This window comes from Brevibacillus sp. AG (genome assembly GCF_028369215.1).
Lineage (GTDB): Bacteria > Bacillota > Bacilli > Brevibacillales > Brevibacillaceae > Brevibacillus > Brevibacillus porteri.
Map to the genome: position 1 here is coordinate 122,086 of NZ_JAQMYO010000008.1, position 23,454 is coordinate 145,539.

Annotated in this window: 22 protein-coding genes; 7 read left to right on the forward strand and 15 right to left on the reverse strand. The window is 48.5% G+C overall.

The window, feature by feature from the left end:
* Window positions 1-11 precede the first annotated feature (11 nt).
* Window positions 12-830 carry a cytochrome C assembly family protein gene (locus tag POF51_RS21665; RefSeq protein WP_017247503.1) on the reverse strand — a complete coding sequence of 273 codons (819 nt, stop codon included), beginning with the start codon at window positions 828-830 and terminating at the stop codon, window positions 12-14.
* Window positions 831-892: 62 nt separating this feature from the next.
* A complete protein-coding gene (gene hemA, locus POF51_RS21670; protein WP_069850598.1) occupies window positions 893-2,257 on the reverse strand; it encodes a glutamyl-tRNA reductase in 1,365 nt (454 codons plus the stop codon).
* A 233-nt stretch (window positions 2,258-2,490) separates the two neighbouring features.
* Between hemA and POF51_RS21675 the strand changes: the two genes are divergently transcribed.
* Window positions 2,491-3,432: a DMT family transporter gene (locus POF51_RS21675; protein ID WP_318533232.1), complete on the forward strand. Its 942-nt coding sequence runs from the start codon at window positions 2,491-2,493 to the stop codon at window positions 3,430-3,432.
* A gap of 49 nt (window positions 3,433-3,481) precedes the next feature.
* Here POF51_RS21675 and POF51_RS21680 read toward each other — a convergent pair whose 3' ends face one another.
* The 12 genes from POF51_RS21680 to racE form a co-directional block, all read right to left on the reverse strand.
* On the reverse strand, window positions 3,482-4,834 hold the full coding sequence (locus POF51_RS21680; protein WP_069850603.1) for a protein O-GlcNAcase: 1,353 nt from the start codon (window positions 4,832-4,834) through the stop codon (window positions 3,482-3,484).
* A 39-nt stretch (window positions 4,835-4,873) separates the two neighbouring features.
* Window positions 4,874-5,521, reverse strand: a complete 648-nt coding sequence (gene yihA / locus POF51_RS21685; RefSeq protein WP_017247498.1) for a ribosome biogenesis GTP-binding protein YihA/YsxC — start codon at window positions 5,519-5,521, stop codon at window positions 4,874-4,876.
* Complete coding sequence (gene lon / locus POF51_RS21690) at window positions 5,518-7,857, reverse strand: endopeptidase La (protein ID WP_271756039.1); 2,340 nt, start codon at window positions 7,855-7,857, stop codon at window positions 5,518-5,520. The genes yihA and lon overlap by 4 nt, the downstream gene beginning before the upstream one ends.
* 246 nt (window positions 7,858-8,103) lie before the next feature.
* On the reverse strand, window positions 8,104-9,801 hold the full coding sequence (gene lonB, locus POF51_RS21695) for an ATP-dependent protease LonB (protein WP_069850608.1): 1,698 nt from the start codon (window positions 9,799-9,801) through the stop codon (window positions 8,104-8,106).
* A gap of 196 nt (window positions 9,802-9,997) precedes the next feature.
* Entirely contained in the window at window positions 9,998-11,263 is a 1,266-nt protein-coding gene (gene clpX, locus POF51_RS21700; protein ID WP_007722243.1) for an ATP-dependent protease ATP-binding subunit ClpX, read from the reverse strand.
* Between the two features lie 20 nt (window positions 11,264-11,283).
* Window positions 11,284-11,865: an ATP-dependent Clp endopeptidase proteolytic subunit ClpP gene (gene clpP, locus POF51_RS21705; protein WP_007722241.1), complete on the reverse strand. Its 582-nt coding sequence runs from the start codon at window positions 11,863-11,865 to the stop codon at window positions 11,284-11,286.
* A gap of 132 nt (window positions 11,866-11,997) precedes the next feature.
* Window positions 11,998-13,290, reverse strand: coding sequence for a trigger factor (gene tig / locus POF51_RS21710; RefSeq protein ID WP_069850611.1), 1,293 nt, complete (start codon window positions 13,288-13,290; stop codon window positions 11,998-12,000).
* Between the two features lie 125 nt (window positions 13,291-13,415).
* Window positions 13,416-13,955: a metallophosphoesterase family protein gene (locus tag POF51_RS21715; protein WP_069850613.1), complete on the reverse strand. Its 540-nt coding sequence runs from the start codon at window positions 13,953-13,955 to the stop codon at window positions 13,416-13,418.
* A gap of 30 nt (window positions 13,956-13,985) precedes the next feature.
* A complete protein-coding gene (locus tag POF51_RS21720) occupies window positions 13,986-14,579 on the reverse strand; it encodes an XTP/dITP diphosphatase (protein WP_069850616.1) in 594 nt (197 codons plus the stop codon).
* Complete coding sequence (gene rph, locus POF51_RS21725; protein WP_017247492.1) at window positions 14,572-15,333, reverse strand: ribonuclease PH; 762 nt, start codon at window positions 15,331-15,333, stop codon at window positions 14,572-14,574. Before rph ends, POF51_RS21720 begins: the two co-directional genes overlap by 8 nt.
* 234 nt (window positions 15,334-15,567) lie before the next feature.
* Window positions 15,568-16,620: a GerMN domain-containing protein gene (locus tag POF51_RS21730; protein WP_069850618.1), complete on the reverse strand. Its 1,053-nt coding sequence runs from the start codon at window positions 16,618-16,620 to the stop codon at window positions 15,568-15,570.
* Between the two features lie 96 nt (window positions 16,621-16,716).
* Entirely contained in the window at window positions 16,717-17,529 is an 813-nt protein-coding gene (gene racE, locus POF51_RS21735; RefSeq protein ID WP_069850620.1) for a glutamate racemase, read from the reverse strand.
* A gap of 169 nt (window positions 17,530-17,698) precedes the next feature.
* Here racE and POF51_RS21740 point away from each other — a divergent pair, with 169 nt between their 5' ends.
* On the forward strand, window positions 17,699-18,730 hold the full coding sequence (locus POF51_RS21740; RefSeq protein ID WP_069850622.1) for a superoxide dismutase: 1,032 nt from the start codon (window positions 17,699-17,701) through the stop codon (window positions 18,728-18,730).
* Between the two features lie 78 nt (window positions 18,731-18,808).
* On the opposite strand, the gene POF51_RS21745 is transcribed toward POF51_RS21740, so the two are convergent.
* Window positions 18,809-19,915 (reverse strand): peptidylprolyl isomerase, encoded by a 1,107-nt coding sequence (locus tag POF51_RS21745; RefSeq protein ID WP_083261702.1) that lies wholly within the window; start codon window positions 19,913-19,915, stop codon window positions 18,809-18,811.
* A 191-nt stretch (window positions 19,916-20,106) separates the two neighbouring features.
* Between POF51_RS21745 and POF51_RS21750 the strand changes: the two genes are divergently transcribed.
* The 5 genes from POF51_RS21750 (at window position 20,107) to POF51_RS21770 (ending at window position 23,319) form a co-directional block, all read left to right on the forward strand.
* Window positions 20,107-20,247: a hypothetical protein gene (locus tag POF51_RS21750; protein WP_271756044.1), complete on the forward strand. Its 141-nt coding sequence runs from the start codon at window positions 20,107-20,109 to the stop codon at window positions 20,245-20,247.
* Window positions 20,204-20,863: a YncE family protein gene (locus tag POF51_RS21755; protein ID WP_271756045.1), complete on the forward strand. Its 660-nt coding sequence runs from the start codon at window positions 20,204-20,206 to the stop codon at window positions 20,861-20,863. The genes POF51_RS21750 and POF51_RS21755 overlap by 44 nt, the downstream gene beginning before the upstream one ends.
* A 158-nt stretch (window positions 20,864-21,021) precedes the next feature.
* Window positions 21,022-21,777: a Gmad2 immunoglobulin-like domain-containing protein gene (locus tag POF51_RS21760; protein ID WP_069850628.1), complete on the forward strand. Its 756-nt coding sequence runs from the start codon at window positions 21,022-21,024 to the stop codon at window positions 21,775-21,777.
* Between the two features lie 98 nt (window positions 21,778-21,875).
* Window positions 21,876-22,394 carry a sigma-70 family RNA polymerase sigma factor gene (locus POF51_RS21765; RefSeq protein ID WP_069850631.1) on the forward strand — a complete coding sequence of 173 codons (519 nt, stop codon included), beginning with the start codon at window positions 21,876-21,878 and terminating at the stop codon, window positions 22,392-22,394.
* Window positions 22,378-23,319 carry a DUF4179 domain-containing protein gene (locus POF51_RS21770; RefSeq protein ID WP_244521804.1) on the forward strand — a complete coding sequence of 314 codons (942 nt, stop codon included), beginning with the start codon at window positions 22,378-22,380 and terminating at the stop codon, window positions 23,317-23,319. Before POF51_RS21765 ends, POF51_RS21770 begins: the two co-directional genes overlap by 17 nt.
* Window positions 23,320-23,454 lie beyond the last annotated feature (135 nt).

Sequence of the window (23,454 nt, forward strand, 5' to 3'; positions counted from 1 at the left end):
ATGAACAGCCCCTACCACCAGTCGTGAAATGTAGAAGTAGTGAAGCCTAAAAAATTGATAAGCAGTAACAAAAACGCCAGGACGTTCCACTGCGCGAGTCTGCGCATCTGCACCGTATCCCGATAGCGTTGGTACAGCCACAGCGAATAAATCGCAAGAACCAGCACGGAGAGCACTACTTTGGAGTCAAACAAAAATTTCTCCGGCAAAACCATTTTACCCCAAATGATCCCTAATACAATCGAGAGCAAGAGCATCGGTACACCCAGCATGTTCATTCGGTACGCGTAGCCTTCCAGTTGATCGAGGCTAGGCAATCGCCTGAGCAACGGCGACCAGCGTCTTTCTTTGAGCATTTTGTGCTGAAGCAAGTACATGGCCGAGAAGATCATGGAGAGCGAGAACGCCCCGTAGCTGAACATAGCCAGTGTCACATGCGTCAACAATAGCTCAGAGGTCAAGATGCTCGATACAGCCTCAATCGGCGTTTCCGGCAAAAACATCGACATGACGAGCACGACGAACCCAATAATATTAGTAAAAAAAACCAGTAAATCAATCCGAAAAAAATAGTGAATGGCAAGCGACAAGCCTACCAGCACCCATGAATAAAAAAAGAGCGTCTCAAACAACGTAATGACTGGAAAATACCCCTTCATGACTGCTTGCGAGACAAAAAATGCGGTTTGCAAGGCCCAAACGACAACAAGCAACCCGAAAGCCAGACGATTGACTTTCCGGTTGCTTTGCAAGAAGTCGTTAAAATAGAAGAGAACACTTGCAGCGTAGAGAAAGATCGTCAAGTCGTAGATCCATCTCACCTCGGCCATGCACTCTCTCCCCCACTTTCCCAATCGGTTTCTAACAGTAGCAGATAGATTGTCAGGTCAGCTTATTCAGGGAACCGGGAAGCCAATACCTGCTCCCGAGAAGAAGATGTCTGTTTATTTTTATCGTTAGCCCAGATTGCTTCCTGTTCTTTTCGCTCCAGGATCTCCTCCAACGCAAACATTTTCTCGAAAATATCCAGTACTTCTTCCCCATCTTTGGTAGCTGCCATTTCTTTTAAACGCACGACCGGATCGTGCAACAGTTGATTGACAATACCCTTGGTTGTCTTGCGGATGATGTGCATCTCCCGCTCAGATAAATTCGGCAGCTTGTTTTCGATTTTTCGCATCGCTTCGCTTTGGATCGTGTTTGCCTTGTCACGCAGTGCAGCGATGATTGGCGCCACGCCAAGCGTTTGGTACCAGGTCGTGAATGCCACGATCTCTTCTTGAATCATGACATCCAGACGTTCCGCTTCACGAGAACGTTCCGCAACGTTACTCGCAACGATGCCTTCGAGATCGTCAATATCATATAAAAATACGTTATCCAGATCATGCAAGTCAGGATTCAGGTCGCGAGGAACTGCGATATCCACCATGAACAACGGACGATGCTTCCTTTGTTTCATGATCGGAGCCAGTTCTTTTTTGCCGAGGACATAACCTGTCGCTCCGGTCGAGCTGATGACGATGTCTGCTGTGAGCAGTGCCTCTGGCAACTGCTCCATCGTACAGGAGTCACCCTTGAACTTTTCTGCCAAAAGCTGCGCTCGCTCCAATGTACGATTCGCTACCATGACGTGTTCCGATCCATTTGCGTGCAGGTGCTTGGCAGTCAGCTCGCTCATTTTTCCCGCTCCTACGATCAGGACAGACTTCCCTGCGAAGGAACCGAAAATCTTTTTCCCCAGTTCGACAGCAGCGTAGCTGACAGAAACCGCATTTTGCCCAATCGCTGTCTCTGTATGAGCACGCTTGGCGAACGTAATCGCTTGCTTGAACAAGGTGTTGAAGACGGTCCCTGTCGTTTGACTCTCCTGCGCCAACAAGAACGCATCCCGGACTTGTCCGAGGATTTGTGTTTCTCCCATTACCATCGAATCAAGACCAGAAGAGACTCGGAACAAGTGCTCGATTGCTTGTTCGTTCTCTTTTATATAGAGATGATCCTTAAATTGTTCTTTCTCCACGCCGAACCATTCAGCCAAAAAACGGCGGGAATAGTCTCGGCCAATATTCGCCTGGTCGCAAACAACGTAGATTTCCGTCCGGTTGCACGTCCCCAGGATGATACATTCTGCGATACTCTTCGTCTGGGAGAGAAGATGAAGAGCGCGTGCTGTCCCATCGTCGCTGAATGTAAACTTTTCGCGAATTTCGACAGGAGCTGTTTTATAGTTTAGACCCAGCAAAAGAATATCCATAATGTCCTCCCAGAATAACAAACCTGTTAGCGGCATATGTAAAATGCACTATTATTATATCATTATGTCCCGAATCGGATAGGAGTAATTGTGAAAAGTTTTTTAACGGAGTGCACTTTGGGTATATCCTTTATAATCCGCTTGCGTTCCGTCCGGGAATCCCTTATGATGTCGGCTATACATGAAAACAGAAGAAAAATTGCGAAAATGTCAGAAAGGAGAGAAAAGAAGCTTTGAGAAAACCTTGGATGGCAGACATAACGCTGCTCCTCGTCGCAGTTATCTGGGGAACTACGTTTTTGATCGTACAGCAGGCAATCGCATCGCTGCCTCCCAATACGTTTAACGCCGTACGCTTTACCATTGCTGCGTTATTTTTACTGATCATCTATTTCATCCGCAATCGTTATCGTGGGCAGAACTCTGAATGGAGAGGGCCACTGCTTCGTGCAGGCATCATCCTCGGTTTTTGGCTCTGTCTGGGATATGCCTTTCAGACCGTAGGACTTTTGTATACATCGCCGTCCAAAGCTGGCTTTATCACAGGTTTAGCCGTCGTATTGGTACCGCTCTTCTCATTTTTGCTCTTGCGTGAGCGTGTCAAACCTCTCGCTATCGTCGGCGTGATTCTAGCAGCGTTCGGCTTGTATTTGCTGACACAGAGCCAGTCGTTCTCCTTTAATCTCGGTGATGCCCTGGTATTCTTCGGTGCAATCTGCTTCGCTATGCAAATCGTCTCTACCGGCAAATACGCACCTCGTTTTGCAGCATTGCCCCTTGCCATTACGCAATTAGGCACGGTAGCTGTTATGAGCTGGCTGTACGCCTTTTTCTTTGAGGATTGGAGTCGTGCTTTTGATCCGACGATCTTGTTCATCCCAGAGGTGGCCTTTGGTTTGATCGTCACTTCTATTTTCGCTACGGCACTGGCCTTTCTCGCGCAGACGGCCTTGCAAAAACAAACCAGCTCGACGCGGGTCGCTCTCATTTTCGCTTTGGAGCCCGTTTTTGCTGCAATCACCTCCTACGTGTTTATTCATGAAGTATTGAATGGAAGACAGCTGACCGGATGTCTCCTGATTTTCACCGGCATGATTCTCGCTGAACTGCCGATTCAAGAATGGTTGCGGAATTTCCGTCAGAGAAAACCAAATGAGAGTCGTGAATCCGCCTGATGCGAAAAAGCAAAAAAGTTCCTTCTCCCCTGCGGGAAAGGAACTTTTTTTATGAGCTCTTCTTGACCTCTAGCATTACGGCATCCACAAAAAGCTGCATGACCGGTCCGCACACTTCTTGCGGGTAACGTTCCGTTCTTTTGAGCCACTGTTTGAGCCGGAGCAAGTGATACGCTGCTTGTGGAAGTCGCCCTCTTGTCCCCTGATCAATGAGAGCGACTGCCGACAGACCGACCTTTGTCCACAGATGGAACTTCTCCACCCACGGCCTCGTTTCTTCTGCAAGCTTCTGATTCGTCATCCCTGCCAACAGCTTGTCTGCCGACGCCTCCATCTTCTGAAAAAGGGCCGTCAAGTCAGCAATGGCCTTTTGCCGATCTCCCTGCAAAAAATGAAAGCGGAAGGTCAGGATCGCTTCTAGCAATCGCGGCGATTCCACCTCGCATAAAAACGAGCTTTGCACATTATCGGCAAAGGTAAAGAAAGCATCTGCATCCTTTTGTCCCGCTACTTCCTCTACGGCTTGTTTCCATACCGTATCAGGATCGTAGCCGATCGGATCTCGCAAATAAGCTGCCGTCGTAATCAAAGGAATCTTCGAGCATTCTGGTCTAGACATCGCATTCGCCACATAGCCTGCTGCGTATTGCCACAGGTCAGGATCGCGGTGACGCAATGGACCGATATGTAGTTCATTCGCCATGGCCAAATCATTCACCGGGTAGTTGTCCCAATAAAATGGCTGATGACCCGTAGACTCATGAAAGCGAATGGCATCACCATCCGTCAGGTAAGGCGAGCAGACGAATCGTCCCGTCCAGAACAAATCGATTTCTGACGGCAGATGCTGGCCGAGGTACATGATGTACGCTTCTTTTCCAATCCCGTTGTATTGTGTAGGACAGACAACCAACTTGACTGGTTCGCCCCAGCTCCGTATCAAATCCCACACATAAAGCGTCGTCTGGGCATGCGCCTCCGCCAAATGGGCGAACTCGGCTACATCCTTCTCATGCAACAGATGCATGGGGATATCATCAAACAATAGCGCAAAGTAACGCACACCACGATCATACAAATCCCGATACTTCCTGCCTAATAGCTCCAAGTGCTGACGATTCGTATATTCCATGCTGAGCCCAGGACCCAGACAATAAATAAACTGCATGTTGCGAGTCTTTGCCCGCTGGATCAACTCTTCTAACTGTTGATTGGCTTTTGTAGGGAGCGGCTCCATCCAGCGTTCCCGCAGATACTCGTCATCTTTTGGAGCGTAGAAATACGCGTTGTAATCATGTCGGTGCAAAAAGTCGATCATATCCAGCCGCTCTTCATGTGTCCAAGGTGTTCCATAGAAGCCTTCGATCACACCACGTACAGCAAAGCAAGCACTCCCGCTCACTCAGATGCTCCCTTCCCCACGACGAATTGGGTCTAAGAATTACTCATTGGCTGGAGCAGTCTCCTCAGCCTTGGCAGCCGTCTCCCTGGCCATTTCCTCGCCAGCACGGATACGACGCATGATTTCTGCCCACAGTTCATCCTTGCCTTGACCTGTCTCCGAGGAAAATACAATGATCGTATCATCCCCGCGCAAATTCAGGCTTTGACGGATGATCTTCGTATGCTGTAGCCAACGCCCGCGAGCGATTTTATCACCTTTCGTCGCTACGACTACGGTAGGGATCCCGATTTGCTTGCACCAATCGTACATCGCAATATCGTCTTTACTCGGAGCATGGCGAATATCGACCAGTTGAATAATGAAGCGAAGCTCTTTCCGGTTTTTCAAATAGCCCTCGATCATTTTTCCCCATTGTTCCTTGATCGTCTTCGCTACCTTTGCATACCCATAACCCGGGAAGTCAACGAAGTAGAGCATTTGATTGACACGGAAATAGTTCAATGTCTGGGTTTTACCCGGACGAGAACTGATCCGGGCAAGCCCTTTGCGGTTCATCATTTTATTGAGCAATGATGATTTTCCTACGTTAGAGCGTCCTACCAGCGCGATCTCATGGAGACCATCCGTAGGATACTGCTTCGGTCCAACCGCGCTGATAATAAACTCTGATGATGTTACTTTCATGCTTTGTCACCTACTGGCTGTTTAGTTAGCGCGTGACGCAGCACTTCATCTAAATGGTCAACTGGATAGAATGACAGTTCACCGCGTACGCTCTCCGGGATATCCTCGATATCCTTCTCGTTGTCTTTTGGCAAAATGATTGTGGTTAAACCTGCACGGTGAGCAGACATGCATTTTTCTTTCAGCCCGCCAATTGGCAGTACCCGACCTCGCAATGTAATCTCCCCGGTCATCCCCACTTCTTTTTTCACAGGGATTTTCGTCAGGGCGGATACGAGTGCGGTTGCCATGGTAATCCCAGCAGAAGGACCGTCTTTTGGAATCGCCCCTTCTGGAAAATGGATGTGGATATCGTTCTTCTCGTGGAAGGACGGATCAATTCCCCACTGATCTGCATGGGAGCGAATATAGCTAAACGCAGCCTGCGCAGATTCCTTCATGACGTCACCCAGTTTCCCCGTCAGGGTGAGCTTACCTTTTCCAGGCAAAATGCTGACTTCTACATTCAGCGTATCTCCACCTGCTTGTGTCCAAGCCAGACCCGTAACAGAGCCGACTTGATCTTTTTTCTCCGCCAGTCCATAGCGGTAGCGCGGTTTGCCGAGCAGTGCCTCCAATGTCTTTACCGTAACCACGACACGCTTCTTCTCCCCGCTCACGATCAGCTTGGCAGCTTTGCGGCATACATTAGCTGCTTCGCGATTGAGGTTGCGAACACCCGCTTCTCGCGTGTACAAACGAACGAGCTTCAGCATCGCATCGTCGTTCATTTTCAGCTTATCTTTGCCCAGACCGTGATCCTGCAGTTGCTTCGGCAAGAGGTAATCACGCAAAATGTTCAGCTTTTCCAATTCGGTATAGCTGGAAATCGAGATGACCTCCATCCGGTCCAAGAGCGGACGCGGAATCGTATCGAGACTGTTTGCTGTCGTAATAAACATGACGTTCGTCAAATCATAGGTCTCTTCGATATAGTGGTCACTGAATTTATCATTTTGGTTTGGATCGAGTACTTCGAGCAGCGCAGAAGCAGGGTCTCCACGGAAATCGGACGCGAGCTTGTCGATCTCATCCAGCAAAAAGACAGGATTAATCGTACCTGCTTGCTTCATTCCTTGTATGATTCGTCCTGGGAGAGCACCTACATACGTGCGGCGGTGTCCGCGAATTTCTGCTTCATCGCGTACTCCACCCAAGGAAATGCGAACGAAATTGCGCCCGATTGCACGCGCTACGGAACGGGCCAGAGATGTTTTCCCGACACCCGGAGGGCCTACCAGACAAAGGATTGGTCCACGCATGGAGTTTACCAGCTTTTGTACTGCCAAATACTCCAAGACGCGCTCCTTCGGTTTATCCAAGCCGTAATGATCTTCATCGAGAACTTGCTGTGCATGATGAATATCCAGATTGTCTTCGGTCGTCTTCGCCCACGGCAGTGCAAACAATGTATCGATATACGTACGGATGACTGAGCCTTCCGCAGAAGTCGCCGGCATCTTTTCCAGACGCTCGAGCTCCTTCTCGATCTTCGCTTTGATCCGCTCAGGAGCATCCGATTTTTCGAGCTGAGCACGCAGCTCATCTACTTCACCTTGACGTCCGTCCTTGTCGCCCAGCTCTTTTTGGATAGCTTTCATTTGCTCACGCAGGTAATATTCCTTTTGCGTGCGCTCCATCTGTTTCTTCACGCGGTTGCCGATCTTGCGCTCCAGCTCTAGTACTTCGCGCTCGTTGTTCAAAATGGTTAAAAGAATTTCGAGACGTTCCTTGATGTTGGTCGTCTCCAAAATTTCCTGTTTGTCCTTCATCTTAAGTGGCAAATGCGAAGCAATCACATCTGCCAAACGTCCCGGTTCCTCAATGTCCTGCACAGAGGTTAGCGTCTCTGGAGAAACCTTTTTGGACAGCTTGATGTACTGCTCAAAGTGGCCCAGCAAGGAACGCATTAATGCTTCCACTTCGTTTTGCTCTGTTTTTTCATCTTGCAAATATGTAATCGACACGACGAAATAATCTTCCTGTTGAAGATACTCCTCGATCTTCGCGCGTTGCAAGCCTTCTACCAATACACGGATTGTCCCATTCGGCAGCTTCAGCATTTGTTTCACACGCGCAACGGTACCAATACTGTAAATTTGCTCAGCATCTGGCTCTTCTATATGGACCTCTTCCTGTGTCGCAAGCAAAATCTTGTTATCGTCTACCATGGCTTGCTCCAATGCGCGGATGGACTTTTCCCGTCCAACGTCCAAATGGAGTACCATTGTCGGATAAACAAGCAATCCTCGCAACGGGAGAAGCGGTAATTCTCGTTTACCGGAACGTTCGCCCAAGCGGATGCACCTCTCCTTGTTGATCTACCCTCTTACAAAGAGCCTTATAACAGACAAAAACGGCCCTCAAAGCCGTTTTTCAAACGCCCGCCCGGCCCCAAAAAACGAGACAAAAAAGATCTCGCAATCATTTTTTGTGGAGCTCGTTTCAGGCCGGGCAAGGCCTCAGGCTCTTTGCAAGCAGAAGCTTTTTTCCATTGTAGCGCAAACACAATCCGATGTCTAATCTGCGAGCATACCCGACTGTTACAGGGATAGCGGAGAGGAAGCGAGATCCTCTGCCGGAATTTGCAAAGTAAATCCCGTCGCCTCTTCTTCTTGCATAGTAGCTTGCGGTACAGCTAGCTCAATTACCTCTGTGACAGTTGACACTGGTATGATCTCGATCCCTTTCATGTCTGCAAAAATGCTTTGCCAGTTTTCCTGTGGAATGAGGACTCTGGTCGCTCCCGCTTGTTTGGCGGCCTCTACCTTCGCAACTACACCTCCAACTGGCTTTACCTTCCCATGAATACTGATTTCGCCAGTCATGGCCAGTAAATTATCGACAGGCTGATTAAAAATCGCCGAGTAGATCGCAGTAGCAATGGTAATGCCCGCAGAAGGCCCATCAACAGGGATGCCTCCCGGAAAATTGATATGCAGATCGTAATCATACGGGCGGACGCCCATTCTGTTCAGGACAGTCAAAACGTTTTCGATCGATCCTTTTGCCATCGACTTCCGGCGGATCGTCCGGCTACGGCTGCCCATCTCCTCTTCCTCAGCCATTCCTGTCATCGCCATTCGACCTTGACCAGGAACAGCGGTGGGAGAAGCAGTCACTTCCAGCTCCATCACACTGCCCATGTTCGGACCGTACACAGCAAGACCGTTGACCAATCCGACCTGCGGTGTATCATGTACCTGCTTTTCTGGGCGAGGCGATTTTTGACTGCTGTGCATCACCCATTCCACATCGGCAGCCTGGATGTCATTGCGGTCTTCCGTCAAGGCAATTCCCGCAGCGATTTGCAGTGTATTGATCGCTTCACGTCCATTGGTCGCGTAGCGCTCGATCACGGAAACAGCACCATCTTCCATATTCATATTCATTTTAGGCACGGCCGTACGCACGATACTCCCAATTTCTCCAGCCTTCAATGGGCGGAAAAAGATTTCCAGGCAACGGGAACGAAGCGCAGCAGGCAGTTCTTCTGGTAGCCTTGTCGTCGCTCCAACCAGGCGGAAGTCTGCCGGCAAACCATATTTGAAAACGTCATGAATATGCGAAGGAATTTGGTTATTTTCCTCGCTGTAGTAAGCACTCTCTAGCATGACTTTACGGTCTTCAAGAACCTTTAGTAACTTATTCATCTGCACAGGATGAAGTTCCCCTATTTCATCAAGAAAAAGCATGCCACCGTGCGCTTTCGTCACAGCGCCTGGCTTTGGCTGCGGAATTCCCGCCTGCCCAAGCGAGCCTGCCCCTTGATAAATAGGATCATGTACAGAGCCAATTAACGGGTCAGCAATCCCGCGCTCATCAAAACGAGCAATCGTCGCATCGATTTCAATAAACTTGGCATCAGAAGAAAACGGCGATAGCTGATTTTTCTTCGCTTCTTCCAGCACGACCCTAGCCGCTGCGGTCTTGCCTACACCAGGCGGTCCATAAATAATGACATGCTGTGGGTTGGGACCACACAAAGCAGCACGCAACGCACGAAGCCCATCTTCTTGTCCTACAATTTCTTCCAAAGTCGCTGGTCTTGTTCTCTCTGACAGAGGCTCAGTCAATGCAACCATTCTCATTTTACGAATGGAATCAAGATCCTTGCGCGATTCCTTTTCGGTTGAGGTTTTCGTGTTTCTCTGCGCTCGCAGCAAGTTCCAAAAGTAGGTGCCGATCACGATACCAACAACCACTTCAATGACAGCAATGACCAATGTCGTATAGTCCATATGCAGTCCCTCCCATGCGTCTTCGCTTGCGGTCAACTTTTGTCCCCCAAAGAGAGGGGACACGTTCCTGACCGTTTTGTGCATATGTAAAGCTTCTCTTGAACGATATCAAGTAGTATTGCCCCGCAAGCGTAGACGTAAACCAACAACAAAAAAACCACCTCGCTTATAACGAGATGGTTTGTGTAGACAATACTTATGCTGTTTCTTCGTGCAATTCCTGGCCTTCTTTGGTCAACAACTGTGGCTTCACTTTGTCGCGTACCGTTTCTTCGGTAATCACGCACTTGTTGACGTCTTCTCTGGAAGGAAGCTCATACATCATATCGAGCATGATTTGTTCGATAATCGCACGCAGGCCGCGCGCACCAGTGTTGCGCTTAATCGCTTCTTTCGCGATTTGCATGAGCGCACCGTTATCGAACTCCAGCTCAACACCGTCGAGACTCAGCAGTTTTTGGTACTGTTTCACCAAAGAGTTTTTCGGCTCTGTCAGGATACGCACGAGCGTCTCCTCATCCAGCGGCTCCAAGGTAGCCAGCACTGGCAAACGACCGACGAACTCCGGAATCAGACCAAATTTCAGCAGGTCTTCCGGCAAAATGTATTTCAGGTATTCTCCGGCTTTCAGATCGCCTTTTACGCCATCGCCGAAGTCTGCACCGAAACCGATGACTTTTTTACCCAAACGACGCTTGATAATCTGCTCGACGCCATCAAATGCACCGCCGCAGATGAACAAAATGTTCGACGTGTCGATTTGGATGAACTCTTGGTGAGGATGCTTGCGTCCGCCTTGTGGTGGCACACTCGCAACGGTCCCCTCCAAAATTTTCAAAAGCGCTTGCTGAACGCCTTCACCAGATACATCACGCGTGATGGATGGGTTTTCCGATTTGCGGGCTACCTTATCAATCTCGTCGATGTAAATGATTCCTTTTTCAGCCTTCTCAACATCATAGTCAGCAGCCTGGATGAGCTTGAGCAAGATGTTTTCAACATCTTCACCCACATAGCCTGCCTCTGTCAGAGAAGTTGCGTCCGCAATCGCGAAAGGTACATTCAGAATGCGCGCCAATGTTTGCGCGAGCAACGTTTTTCCGCTACCAGTCGGACCGATCAGCATGATGTTGGATTTTTGCAGCTCCACATCCTCGATCTTCGCCCCGGAATTAATCCGTTTGTAGTGGTTGTACACCGCTACAGACAAGGACTTTTTCGCCATATCTTGACCGATGACATAGTCGTCCAAGATTTTGCGAATTTCCACTGGCTTTGGAATTTCTTTCATATCGATTTCTTCTTCAGTGCCCAGTTCTTCCTGTACAATTTCATTGCACAGTTCGATACATTCGTCACAAATGTAAACACCAGGACCAGCTACCAGCTTGCGCACCTGTTCCTGGGACTTGCCGCAGAAGGAACACTTCAGTTGGCCTTTGTCGTCGTTAAACTTAAACATGCGCTTCACCTCACAACGGGTCAGTTTTTGCGTTCGATAATAGAGTCAATCAATCCGTAGGCCTTTGCTTCTTCTGCGCTCATGAAATTATCGCGATCTGTATCTTGCTCTACGCGTTCATAAGGCTGACCTGTCCGCTCAGACAAAATCTCATTTAGCTGGCGCTTTGTTTTCATAATCCATTCCGCATGAATGCGGATGTCTTCTGCTTGCCCACGCACACCACCGAGCGGTTGGTGAATCATTACTTCGGCATTTGGCAGAGCGAAGCGCTTGCCTTTTGCACCAGCAGCCAACAGGAAAGCACCCATGCTGGCAGCCATGCCCACACAAATCGTGGACACATCCGGTTTGATGTACTGCATGGTGTCATAGATGGCCATTCCTGCTGTAACAGAACCACCTGGAGAGTTTATGTATAGCGATATGTCTTTGTCCGGATCTTCTGCCTGCAAGAAAAGCAACTGAGCAACAACAAGATTGGCGATTTCATCATCAATCTCGGTGCCCAAGAGAATAATCCGGTCTTTCAGGAGGCGCGAGTAAATATCATAGGAGCGCTCGCCCCTGCTTGTTTGCTCGATGACCATAGGGATTAACATTATGTATTTTCCTCCTTTGCCGAAAAAAGTCAATGGTGGAAAAACAAGGCACGATACACTCGTGCCTTGTGGTCTTGACAGCCAGCGCTCAGGGTTAGCCTGCCCACTGACCAATCATGCGTTCTTCTAAGCTTATGCTGTTACTTTGCTTTCTGCAACCAGCAAATCTACTGTTTTGCGAGTTTGCACATCGCGGTACAGAGCAGCCATGCCATCTTGTGCGGAGAAGATTTTGCGCAACTCGTCTGCTGGGCGGCCGTATACGCCAGCCAGTTTCTCGAGTTCTGCAGTTACATCTTCTTCTGTTGCTTCGATGTTTTCTGCTTTGCCGATTGCTTCCAAAGTCAAGGAAGTGCGAACGCGGGATGTTGCGTCTGCACGCAATTGATCACGCAGTTGGCTCTCATCCATGCCAGAGAACTGGTAGTACAGTTCCAGCGTCATGCCTTGGTATTGCAGACGTTGACCAAATTCATTTACCATTTGATCCAATTCATGCTCAACCATTACTGCTGGCAAATCGATCTCAGCGTTTTCAGCTGCTTTCAGAACGAGTTGCTCACGAACATATTGATCTTTTTCTTGCGCTGTTTTTTCTTCGAGTTTTTTCTTGGTGTCTGCTTTCAGCTCTTCCAGCGTGTCGAACTCGCTCACGTCTTTGGCAAACTCATCATCCAAAGCAGGCAGGTTTTTGCGCTTCAGGCTGTTCAGCTTCACTTGGAATACCGCTTCTTTACCAGCGAGGTTAGGAGAGTGGTACTCTTCAGGGAAAGTTACGGTAATTTCTTTTTCTTCGCCGATGTTCAAGCCAGCCAGTTGCTCTTCGAACCCTGCGATGAAAGTACCGGAACCCAGTTCCAGAGAGTAATCTTCCGCTTTACCGCCTTCAAAAGCTACTCCGTCTTGGAAGCCTTCGAAATCGATTACAGCGATATCGCCTGTTTGTGCTGCGCCTTCTTCTACTGCTACGAGTTCAGCATGACGCTCTTGCATACGCTTCAGTTCAGCGTCAACGCTCTCTTCAGTTACAGAGAAGTCTTTATCTTCGATGGACAGACCTTTGTAGTCGCCCAGCTTCACTTCAGGCTTCACAGTTACAGTCGCTTTGAAGATCAGGTTTTTCCCTTGTTCCATTTGCGTAACGTCTACTTCTGGACGATCTACTGGTTCGATACCAGCTTCACGAACAGCTTGTCCGTATGCAGTTGGAAGCAGAATGTCAAGAGCGTCTTGGTACAGAGATTCTACACCAAAACGGGATTCGAACATTTTGCGTGGTACTTTTCCTTTACGGAATCCTGGAACTTGAACTTTTTGAACCACTTTTTTAAACGCTTGATCCAATGCTGCGTCTACTTGCGTAGCATCTACTTCAATCGTCAGGACTCCCTGGTTATTCTCTACCTTTTCCCAATTTGCTGCCACGTAAACTTCCCCTCCTAAATCGAATCAACAGAACATCGCCAGCCGCGCCATGGTATCTTCGCAGGCTCGGATGATAATATTCTAGCCATTATAACCATTCTAGTATAGCACAAATCTTTTAGTTTTCAAGAAGACCTCGTTGGTCGACGAACAGAATAGTTCCCTCCCAATTGTGGAACCGGGTTGCCTAAATGATCATAAAACGCCACGGATATGTAAACTTCTGTCGGACTCGTTCCTGTCTCTTCTAAAAGAGCATATGTCGGTACGTGAAAACCTCGCGGCATTTGCAAGCTGCCCGGATTCAGAAACAAGATGTCTCTCTCGACGCCACAGACAGGTACATGAGAGTGACCGAATACAACTACATTTGCTCCTACCTCTTCTGCACGGTAATGAAGGCGCAGAAGAGAGCCTTTCACTCCGAAAAGATGCCCGTGCGTTTGCAGGATGTGAAGGTCGCGCCATTCGGTCTCTTGCTCAGTCGGCACCTCTTGTGTCGAATCGCAATTGCCTCGGACAAGCGTCATGTTGGAAAACGGCTCGCGCTTATGGTCGACACAAAAATCGCCACAATGCAAAATTTTTTCGACATGATGTCGGTTGACGACCTGGCTGACTTCCTGAACCAAGCCGTGGCTATCGCTCATGATGAGAATTCCCATCACGCCTCACTCTCCTGTTTTCTCTCTTGTCTACTTGATGTTTTCAAGCAGTTGCTGCATGGCACGAGCGCGGTGGCTGATCTGGTTCTTTTCTTCTGGCATGAGTTCAGCCATCATTTTGTCCATCGATGGAATGTAGAATACCGGATCGTATCCGAAGCCGTTTGTCCCTTTTGGCTCACGCGCGATCACACCCTCACAAGCACCAGTGGCAATGATTGGCTCCTCGCCAGGAATCACCAACGCCAACGTACAACGAAAGCGAGCTGTGCGTTCCTCTGTCGACACCTCTTCCAGCTCTTTCAACAATTTACGCCAATTCTGCTCGTCTGTTGCCTCTTCCCCGGCAAAGCGTGCGGAGTAAACCCCTGGGCGTCCTTCCAGCGCATCTACTTCCAGACCAGAATCGTCACCGAGGGCTGGCATTTTCAAGTATGTAGAGATTTCGATTGCTTTTTTCAGCGCGTTTCCTTCGAAGGTGTCCTTGTCTTCTACTACCTCGGGCACACCGTCAAATTCAGCGAGGCTAATTCCTTCCCAGCCAGCATCTGCGAACAGCCTGTTGAATTCTTTCACTTTTCCTTGGTTACGTGTTGCAAGAACGACTTTTTTTCGATTAGGCATGACTTTCCTCCGCTACTGATTGTGCAAAAGAGAGCGAAACATCAGCGAGCGCCTCTTTTTGACTGTTAATCAAGTTGTCAATGCCGACTTTTGCAAGGGCAATCATTTCTTGTAGCTGTTCAGGCGAAAACGGAGCATCCTCCCCTGTTCCTTGCAGCTCGACAAACTTTCCTTTTCCCGTCATGACGACATTCATGTCGACAATCGCTGTAGAATCTTCTTTGTAGTTGAGATCGAGCACTGCTTCCTCGCCGACAACCCCTACTGAGGTCGCTGCCAGGAAGTCATTGAGCGGCAGCTGCTTCCAGGTGCCACTATCCACCAGCTTTTGCATCGCGTCTACCATTGCCACGAAGGCTCCGGTAATCGAAGCTGTCCGCGTACCTCCGTCTGCCTGAATGACATCGCAATCCAGCCAAATAGTGCGTTCACCCATTGCTTCAAGGTTCACAACGGAGCGCAGAGCACGTCCAATCAGACGCTGAATCTCCATTGTTCGTCCACCGACTTTTCCTTTGGACGACTCACGCGCGTTGCGGGTCGCTGTTGCTCGGGGAAGCATGGAATACTCGGCTGTGATCCAGCCCTTCCCGCCACCACGCATAAAAGGCGGCACCCGGTCCTCCAAAGTCGCCGTACAAATCACCTTTGTGTCTCCGACTTCAATTAGGCACGATCCTTCTGCGTGTTTAATGTAATTGCGCGTAATGGTTACAGGACGCAATTGATCATGGGCACGGCCATCCACTCTCATTCCAAGTTCCTCCTAAATCACTTTGTTACACTCCGCTCATTATACCAGAGGCGGGAAACGATCTGCCACTGCACAAACGCCTCTTCCTTATTTACGTTAATTGCAAATATTCTTGAATAAAAATTTCAAGCAGACATCGGTTGCTCATTGGCGGCTGGAGAACTGTAAGCTCTGGTGGCAGCAAGCAAGTGGCGAACAAAAACCACGCTCGTTAATACGGGCGTGGCTCGTTCCTTACAGCTGTATGGGATTGAGTTGAACTGGACGGCTCACTGGCTTGGTAAACTCACCACTGGCTAGCGGTTTTCCTTCCACCAGCAGCTGCACTTGCTTGGCTCCTGTCGTTTCTGTCAATGACAAGACCAGCGATTGCAGAGCTTCTGGGCTCGCTTCCTTACCATCGTCATACTTGAGGATGTCACTGCTCAAATTGACTGTCACCAACTCTTTTTCCTGCTTCACATCCAGAACACGTGTCGTACGCAGCAAGGAACTAAAGAGCTGAGACCCTTGTTTCGGTCCTTTGATCAACTCTTCAACGGTTGCCTTGGCGATGTCAGCCGTTTCAGGAACCAGACGAGTGACTGGGACATAATACGTACGTGTATCATCTAGCTGTCCTTGGAAATAAACCGTTATGCTGGAGGTATCTCCTGGTACCGCCCCATCGCCCAATTCGAGATTGACTCCTTGATTCCGGTCTAATAGCGTTATCGGTGTTTTGGCTGCTGGCATTTCCGTCAACGGTGTTCCGTTCACCCAAATTTGCACAGTCTTGACGTTGCTAAATTCCGTCAACGCCCGAGTGACTGCATCGACAATTTTCTTCTCGTCTTTTTCCTCGTACGTTTTGAAGTCTTTGGAAAAATCGACAGTCGCTACGCCATTTTTGATGACAAGTCCTTTTACTTCTGTCCCTTTCGGCAAGACAGCGGAGAAGCCACCCTGGAGCATGCTCTCTACCGGACCACCTTTTACCATGTAGCTCAATACTTGTTTGGCAGGACCTTCTGATTTCGGAAGAGTCATCGAGACAGGAACGATGTATCCGTTAGCATCCTGCAAATACACCATTCTCTCTCCAGTCTCCTGAACGACCGGTTGTGCACCTTCTTTTGCAGCATCCGGGGTCGGCGTGCCGTTTGGCAAATCAACTGATACCTCTGACTGTGGTGGTGCATCAATACGAATCGTTTCCTTTTCCGGGCCAAAGAGACCGCAGCCCGACAAAAGCACTGCGCTAACCCCCAGCACGGCCGTCATTTTCCCGATGTGCCTTATCTTCATTACCCCAGCCTCCTCCAGACACTTTGTACTACCATGTATACGAGCTAGGCTTGGGTTTATGCGTTGAAAGTTTGTCTCGCTAGACAAGGTCTTCCATCAGGGATGGACGGTTTTTTCCAATGAGTTGTGCTGGACGTTCACTTTGCAATCCAGCCATTCTTCTGCAATGGTCCGGAATTTGTGGGCGTCCCCACTCGTCACAAACAGATGTTCCGGACGCTCTATTTGCTTGCTTTCGGCGTCCGTCGCAATTTGCATGGACAATTCTCGCGCTGTCTCTTCTGCGGAGTTGATCAAGCGTACTCGATCTCCCATCACTTCCGAAATGACCGGTGCGAGCAATGGATAGTGTGTACAACCCAAAATTAACGTGTCCAAATCTTCGTGCAAGAACGGGGCGAGCGTTTCTTTTACGACTCTTCTTGCTTCCTCCGAGTTCGCCATGTGGCTCTCCACCAGTGGCACAAATGCGGGACAAGCCATGCCTGAGACGTACAGATCCGGTTGAATCCGTAAAAGCGCACGCTCATACGCCTTGGTACGAATAGTCGTTTCTGTCCCGATGACACCGACCCTTCCGTTTTTCGTCACTTGTACAGCCGCACGTGCCCCTGGCTCAATCACCCCAATGACGGGCAGTGGCAAATCCTCCATCGCTTCCTCCAGCACGACGGCAGTAGCAGTATTACAGGCGATCACCAATGCTTTTAACGGTGTACGCATCACATATTCGATCATTTGAAAGCTGTAGGCACGAATCTCTTCCGGCGATTTGGAGCCATACGGACAACGGGCATTATCGCCTACATAAACAATCCGTTCTTCGGGTAGCTGACGCATGACTTCCTTCGCAACAGTTAATCCTCCCACTCCTGAATCAATAACGGCAATCGCTCGTTCTCTACTCATGCTAATGTGTCTCCCCTGTTGAAATGAATATAGTACAGCATACCACTCAAACATTTGTGCTACTACCATATGCGGAGATGAAATTTCTTGTACTCGCAAATGTCGCACCTTCTCTAGGCGCCTTTCATATTGTGGGGAGAGATGATGTGCCCACGAGGAGGAGAATCTTTTGGTAGAAGAAGCCAAGAATTTGTTGGACTGGAGCCAATGGGGCCGACAATGGATCGAGCATTTGCGAAGACATAAGACCCTCAACCGAGAACTCGAACGGCATCTGCACAAATTCGAAGAAACATTTACAGTGATCGGAAGGCAAGCATCGAAGCTTGATTCGACAATAGAAAGCGACGAACTCCCTGCCCTCATCACTCGCGCAGAACAGGTGCAGGAGCAATTCCATCACTTTTTACGACTGGCTCAGTTGAGTGAAGATGAGCATCTGGAAGGGGAGGTGAGGGAACCTGTTCAGGAATCAATGAATGCACAGCCAGCGGTGGCGGAAGAAGTACAAGTGCCTGTAGAGCCAGAACCCGTTTCCTATCCCGGTGCACGTGAGCCAGTCCGTGCGGCACGCCCCGTGGCTGTCGGCCGACATACCCTCCCGCCGCTCCCTTATGCCTACAACGCTTTGGAGCCATACATCGATGAAGCTACCATGCAAATCCATCACAACAAGCTACACCAAAAGTATGTAGACGATCTCAATACAGCAGAGCGGAAGCTGGCAGAGGCGCGAGAAAGTGGCAACTTCGATCTCGTACGCCATTGGGCACGCGAGCTAGCCTTTAATGGGGCCGGTCATTACTTGCATACGATCTTTTGGCCATCCATGAGTCCAAATGGGGGTGGCACTCCCTCCGGTGATCTCGCAGCGGCAATCGATCGGTATTTCGGTTCGTATGACGCCTTTAAGAGACAATTTAGTCAGGCGGCAGAAAAGGTAGAAGGTCCTGGGTGGGCAATCCTCGTTTGGTCCCCGCGAGCACATCATCTAGAGATTCTAACAGCAGAAAAGCACCAGAACCTGTCACAATGGGATGTGATTCCGCTACTGGCTCTGGACGTATGGGAGCATGCCTATTTCCTGGCGTATCAAAACCAGCGAGACAAGTATGTAGAAAACTGGTGGAATATCGTCAACTGGCCCTATGTGGAAGAGCGATTCGAGAAAGCACGAAAACTGCGCTGGGAGCCGTATTAACTTGTATCTCCCCTTCATTGACAAACCCCCTCGTCATCCCAAATGACAGGAATGAGAGGGGGTTTTTGCTGGCTAAACTTATTCGTTATACGGAACAAATTCGATCTTTTGCACCTTGACCGGATTTTGGATGGGCTTGGCGTTCTCATCTGTTTTCTGGGCAGCGATCTTGTCTACGACTTCCATCCCGGAAAATACATGACCAAAAACAGTGTGGCGATTGTCGAGGTAAGCTCGTCCGCCAATTTCTTTATACTTCGCTTCTGCATTCAACGGCAGCGCCGACAAATCGAGATACTCCTGATCTACCTTGGGGCTCTGTACAATATAGAAATGTGTGCTGTTCGTATTTGGTCCCGCGTTCCCCATACTGAGCGCTCCTCTGAAGTTGAACAGATCTCGGCTAAACTCGTCCTCAAAAGACTCTCCGTAAATACTCGGCAGCTCCTTCCCATCCGGCCCTTTCAAATCTCCTGCCTGAATCATGAAATCGTTGATCACACGGTGAAATATCATATTGTTGTATTGCCCTTTTTTCGCCAGAGTCTTAAAGTTTTCCACCGCTTTTGGAGCTTTGTTCGGGAACAGTCTCAGCTTGATCACACCGGCATCAGTCGTGATCACGCATATTTCTTCGCCTTTGCGCGGCTTCTCCAACTGAATCAGCTTCACATCTGACACATCGATGCCAGAGTCCTGCCAAATGACGCCCCACGCCTTCCAGTTCACCGGGTCTGTCCCGAGTCTGGCCAAGCCAAGATAATCCGTTTTTTCAATGGCCTTGTTATCTGCGGTATACCCGACGTATTTAAATTTCACAATCGCGCGGTAGTTATTGTAGGCATCCTCTTTCGTGACGGTGTACAGCTTGTCCACTTTTGCTTCGATCACCTGAATGTTTTTGTATTTCGCCAATCCTTCCACATAGGTTTTCATCGCAAAATTCGTCATGGAGTCACCTGCTACCAGCTTTGCTACCTCAGCAGGTTTGGATCGTTGCTTCACCAAGGACGCGATGAAATCATTTACTTCCTGCTTATCTCCCCCATGTGGGCGGAACTGGTTGACCTGAACTTCGTTACGATAGTCATGAATAGGGTTTGCAGCAGCATGTTGGACAAAAGTCGGACTCAGTAACGGGATCGCAATACTTGCAACGACTGCCAGAGAAACGAGTTTTTTCATTCTTTCCGCCCCCACTAAATTAGAAGATTTTTACACAAGAATAGTATAGCCTAATCTGATTTCAATTGACGATAACATTTTTAATATTCAGTTATTAACATTGTGCGTATGCAGCTTGTCATCTATCCCTTTCAGATCCATAGATTCCTTCATAGATTGGAATTATCATGCAAAAAAAGAGGAGCTATGCTATGGCGAATGAACGGAACGATCCAGAAAAAGGTGCAGTCAAAGACAAGCTATATGCAGATGAAATCAAGATCGAAGCAGAGAAAGTGGAAATGAAGGTTGAAAAATTCACCGTGCCATCTGAATCAGGTAGCACAAACTAACTTTCAAGATTTACGGAAGAAACTGAAGCGACTACAAGGACAGTTTATTTCCCTGACTCTCTCGGGTTGTTGTGACTCCATACAAGGAAGTGTCTTCCGAGTCGATAAAGGCAGTGTGATTCTTACTGGGGATTTTGGCACACGTATGATCCCGATTTGTGCGATCAGTTCCATCGATGCTTGTCGTGTGTACGCTTATGTGACGAATTCAGGTACTCTCGACAACCTCGGTAATACCGTTTCCGTCATCGATACAGCAACCAATACAGTCATCACCATACAAGTTGGCGTTGGACCTGCTGGCGTGGGAATTGGACGCACACCTGTTGGGACTAGTGTCTATGTGCTAAATTCTGGTGATAATACGATCTCCGTCATAGATGCAGACCCGGACTCTCCTACATTCAATACTGTCATTACTACCATTACGAAGGGAGTCGGGAATTCACCTAGTGATGCAGATCTTACTCCTGATGCAAGAAAAGTATATGTACCTAATAACCTTAGTAATAACGTATCCGTCATCAATACCATAACCAACACCATTATCACTTCCATTCCAGTAGGTAACCTACCAAATGCGGTAGCCGTCGGACAGGTGTGTAGCATGATATGATCCACCTCCCCACTCGCAACCTTTTTTCTGTTTTTTTCCATAAAATCTGTTGCGTCTTTTTGCATCCCTCCCCCGTCTAACCCATGTAAACTTCATGAAGCTACAACTAAAAACAATCAACCATGACGGCCATATGCCATATAAGGGAGAGACATACCATGAATAAAAAAACCATCACTGTATTTGCTGCTTCTATTTTGACTTGCTCTGTTTTTGCTGGAGCTCTCGGCACTACTTGGGCTAACCAAGCTGCTATCCCAGTAACCACCCAGCAAGAAACAAAAGCAAACGAAGCTGCCAAGCAAACTATGTTCCGGAATATCAAACTAGCGGAGCCTGCTCTACTGTACACCTTACAAGGGGAAGCAAGTGTTTTTGAAGGAACATATCAATACGCAGTCAAGCAAGGGAAGCACATCTTGGCAAAAGGATTCGGCACAGCTTCAAAAGGTGGCCCGGAATGGGGAACTTTTGCGCAAACGATTAAGATTCCAACAAGCGAACTGATCGGAAACGAGCCATTGATGCTCGAGATGTTTGAAATCAACCAAGAGAACGGCGCGATCATCAACAAGCTTTCCATTCCATTAGATAGCTCCGATAAAGTAAAAAACAATAACGTATTTCGTAACCTGAAGCTTGCGGCAACATCTGTCGTGTACAAAGTATCCGGCGAAGCTAGTGTTTTCGAAGGCACCTATCAATATGCCGTGAAGCAAGGCGAACAAGTAATTGCCAAAGGCTTTGGAACAGCATCGAAAGGCGGCCCGGAATGGGGTGAATTCTCTCAGGAGATTGTCATTCCGCTGAGCAATCTATCTAAAAATAAGCCAAGCACCCTCGAACTGTTTGAAATCGATCAAGAAAGCGGCGAAATGAAAAATAAAATGGTACTTCCATTGCAGCAAGGATAAAAAGGATCTACGCTCCCGCAGTGTGTCTCGCGCTGCGGGATTATTTTCGAGAAGTAAGGAAGAACCTAACGTATTCAGTAAGGAGGGTGTGCAGCATCGTGAATCAAACTGAACTGGCACAAAGAGCCATTTCCGGTGATGAAGACAGCTTTACTCTTCTGATCCAAAAGAATAGAGAAAAAATATATCGCATGGCTTTTACTTATGTGCGAAACAAGGAAGACGCGCTGGAAATTGTGCAGGAGACAGTCTACCGCGCCTTTATCTCCGTACACAAATTGAGGCAACCGCAATACTTTCAAACCTGGCTGACCAAAATCGCCGTCAACTGCGCCTTGGATCACATACGCAAAGCAAAAAAAGTCGTTTATATGGATAAAGAACATGAAGGCAGCTACGAGCAGAAACCGCGGGAAGATGTCATTGACTTGCATGATGCCTTGGGCCAACTCGATGAAAAATCCCGAACGGTCATTATGCTGAGATATTTCGAAGACATGCCCATCAAGGACATTGCCGATGTGCTAGACATACCCCTCAGTTCCGTAAAGTCGATCATTTACCGCGGACTGGAGAAATTGAAAGTGAATATTGGGGAGCGTGAATCTCTTGGATAAAAAGCTGGACGATTATAAACAAGCCTATCACGATATTGAAATTCCCGAAGAGTTGGCGGCAGTCACCGAGCAAGCCATCGAACGTGGCAAGCTGCATCGAAAACGCGTGAAAGCAAGAACGCGTTGGGTAAAGCACGCTGGCGTAAGCGCAGCCGCTGTTTTTGTTCTTTTCACGGTCAGCGTGAACACGATGCCCGCATTTGCAAGTGCTTTGGAAAACGTACCTGGTCTGGGTAAGCTGGTGAAAATATTACAATTCAATAAAGGCAGTGCAGGCGGCGGTACTCCTCAGGATGCCGTAGATGTTAGCTTCATTACCGTACAGAAGCAAGGAGACCAGGAAAGCATCATCTTGAACTTTACCCAGGATAATGAGGTACAGCAGAACGCCAGCTCCTTCCACGTAAGTTTTACAGAATATCCGAATACGATGACGTTTGCTGTTGGCGGTGCGAGAAGATTTTCGGCTGTCAAAGATTTCGAGACATTGAAGCAAAGCCCGTATATCGAAGACGCCTACGAGATCATTTCATTGGACGATTCTCTGGTGCGGTTTAATGTGACTTTTAAAGAAGCGATTGCTTATGAAGTGAAAGAGTATAAGGAACCCGCACAGGTTGTGATTACGATTTCGCCAGTAGAAGTATCGCCAGAAAAGCAGCAGCCTGTGTACGCGGTGCGCACTGCTTCCGTGCCGTATGGAGAGACGCTCGGGGCTATGGAGGAATCTCTGCTGGTCGCGGACAATATGCGGGTTTTGAAGGACAAGCAAGGTGGATACTTTGTCGAGGCGGGGTACTATCGGACGGAAGCGGAGGCTCAGGAGAAAATGAAGCAGTTAAAGCATGAGTTTGGGGTTGTAGAGCCGCTGTTCGTGGAGAAGAGAGAGTATTTGGAGGTGCCTGGGGGGATTGTGGCGAGGTAGGGTTCCCCCGCCCCCTTCCTTCCTGTTAATTATCAGATTATTCCGGGAGGATAGAAAAGCTGTGAACACCATAGGAAAGTTCCTAGCGACTCTATATAATAAGCTCTCAAGAGCGCTCTTGCATTTGTTTATTAA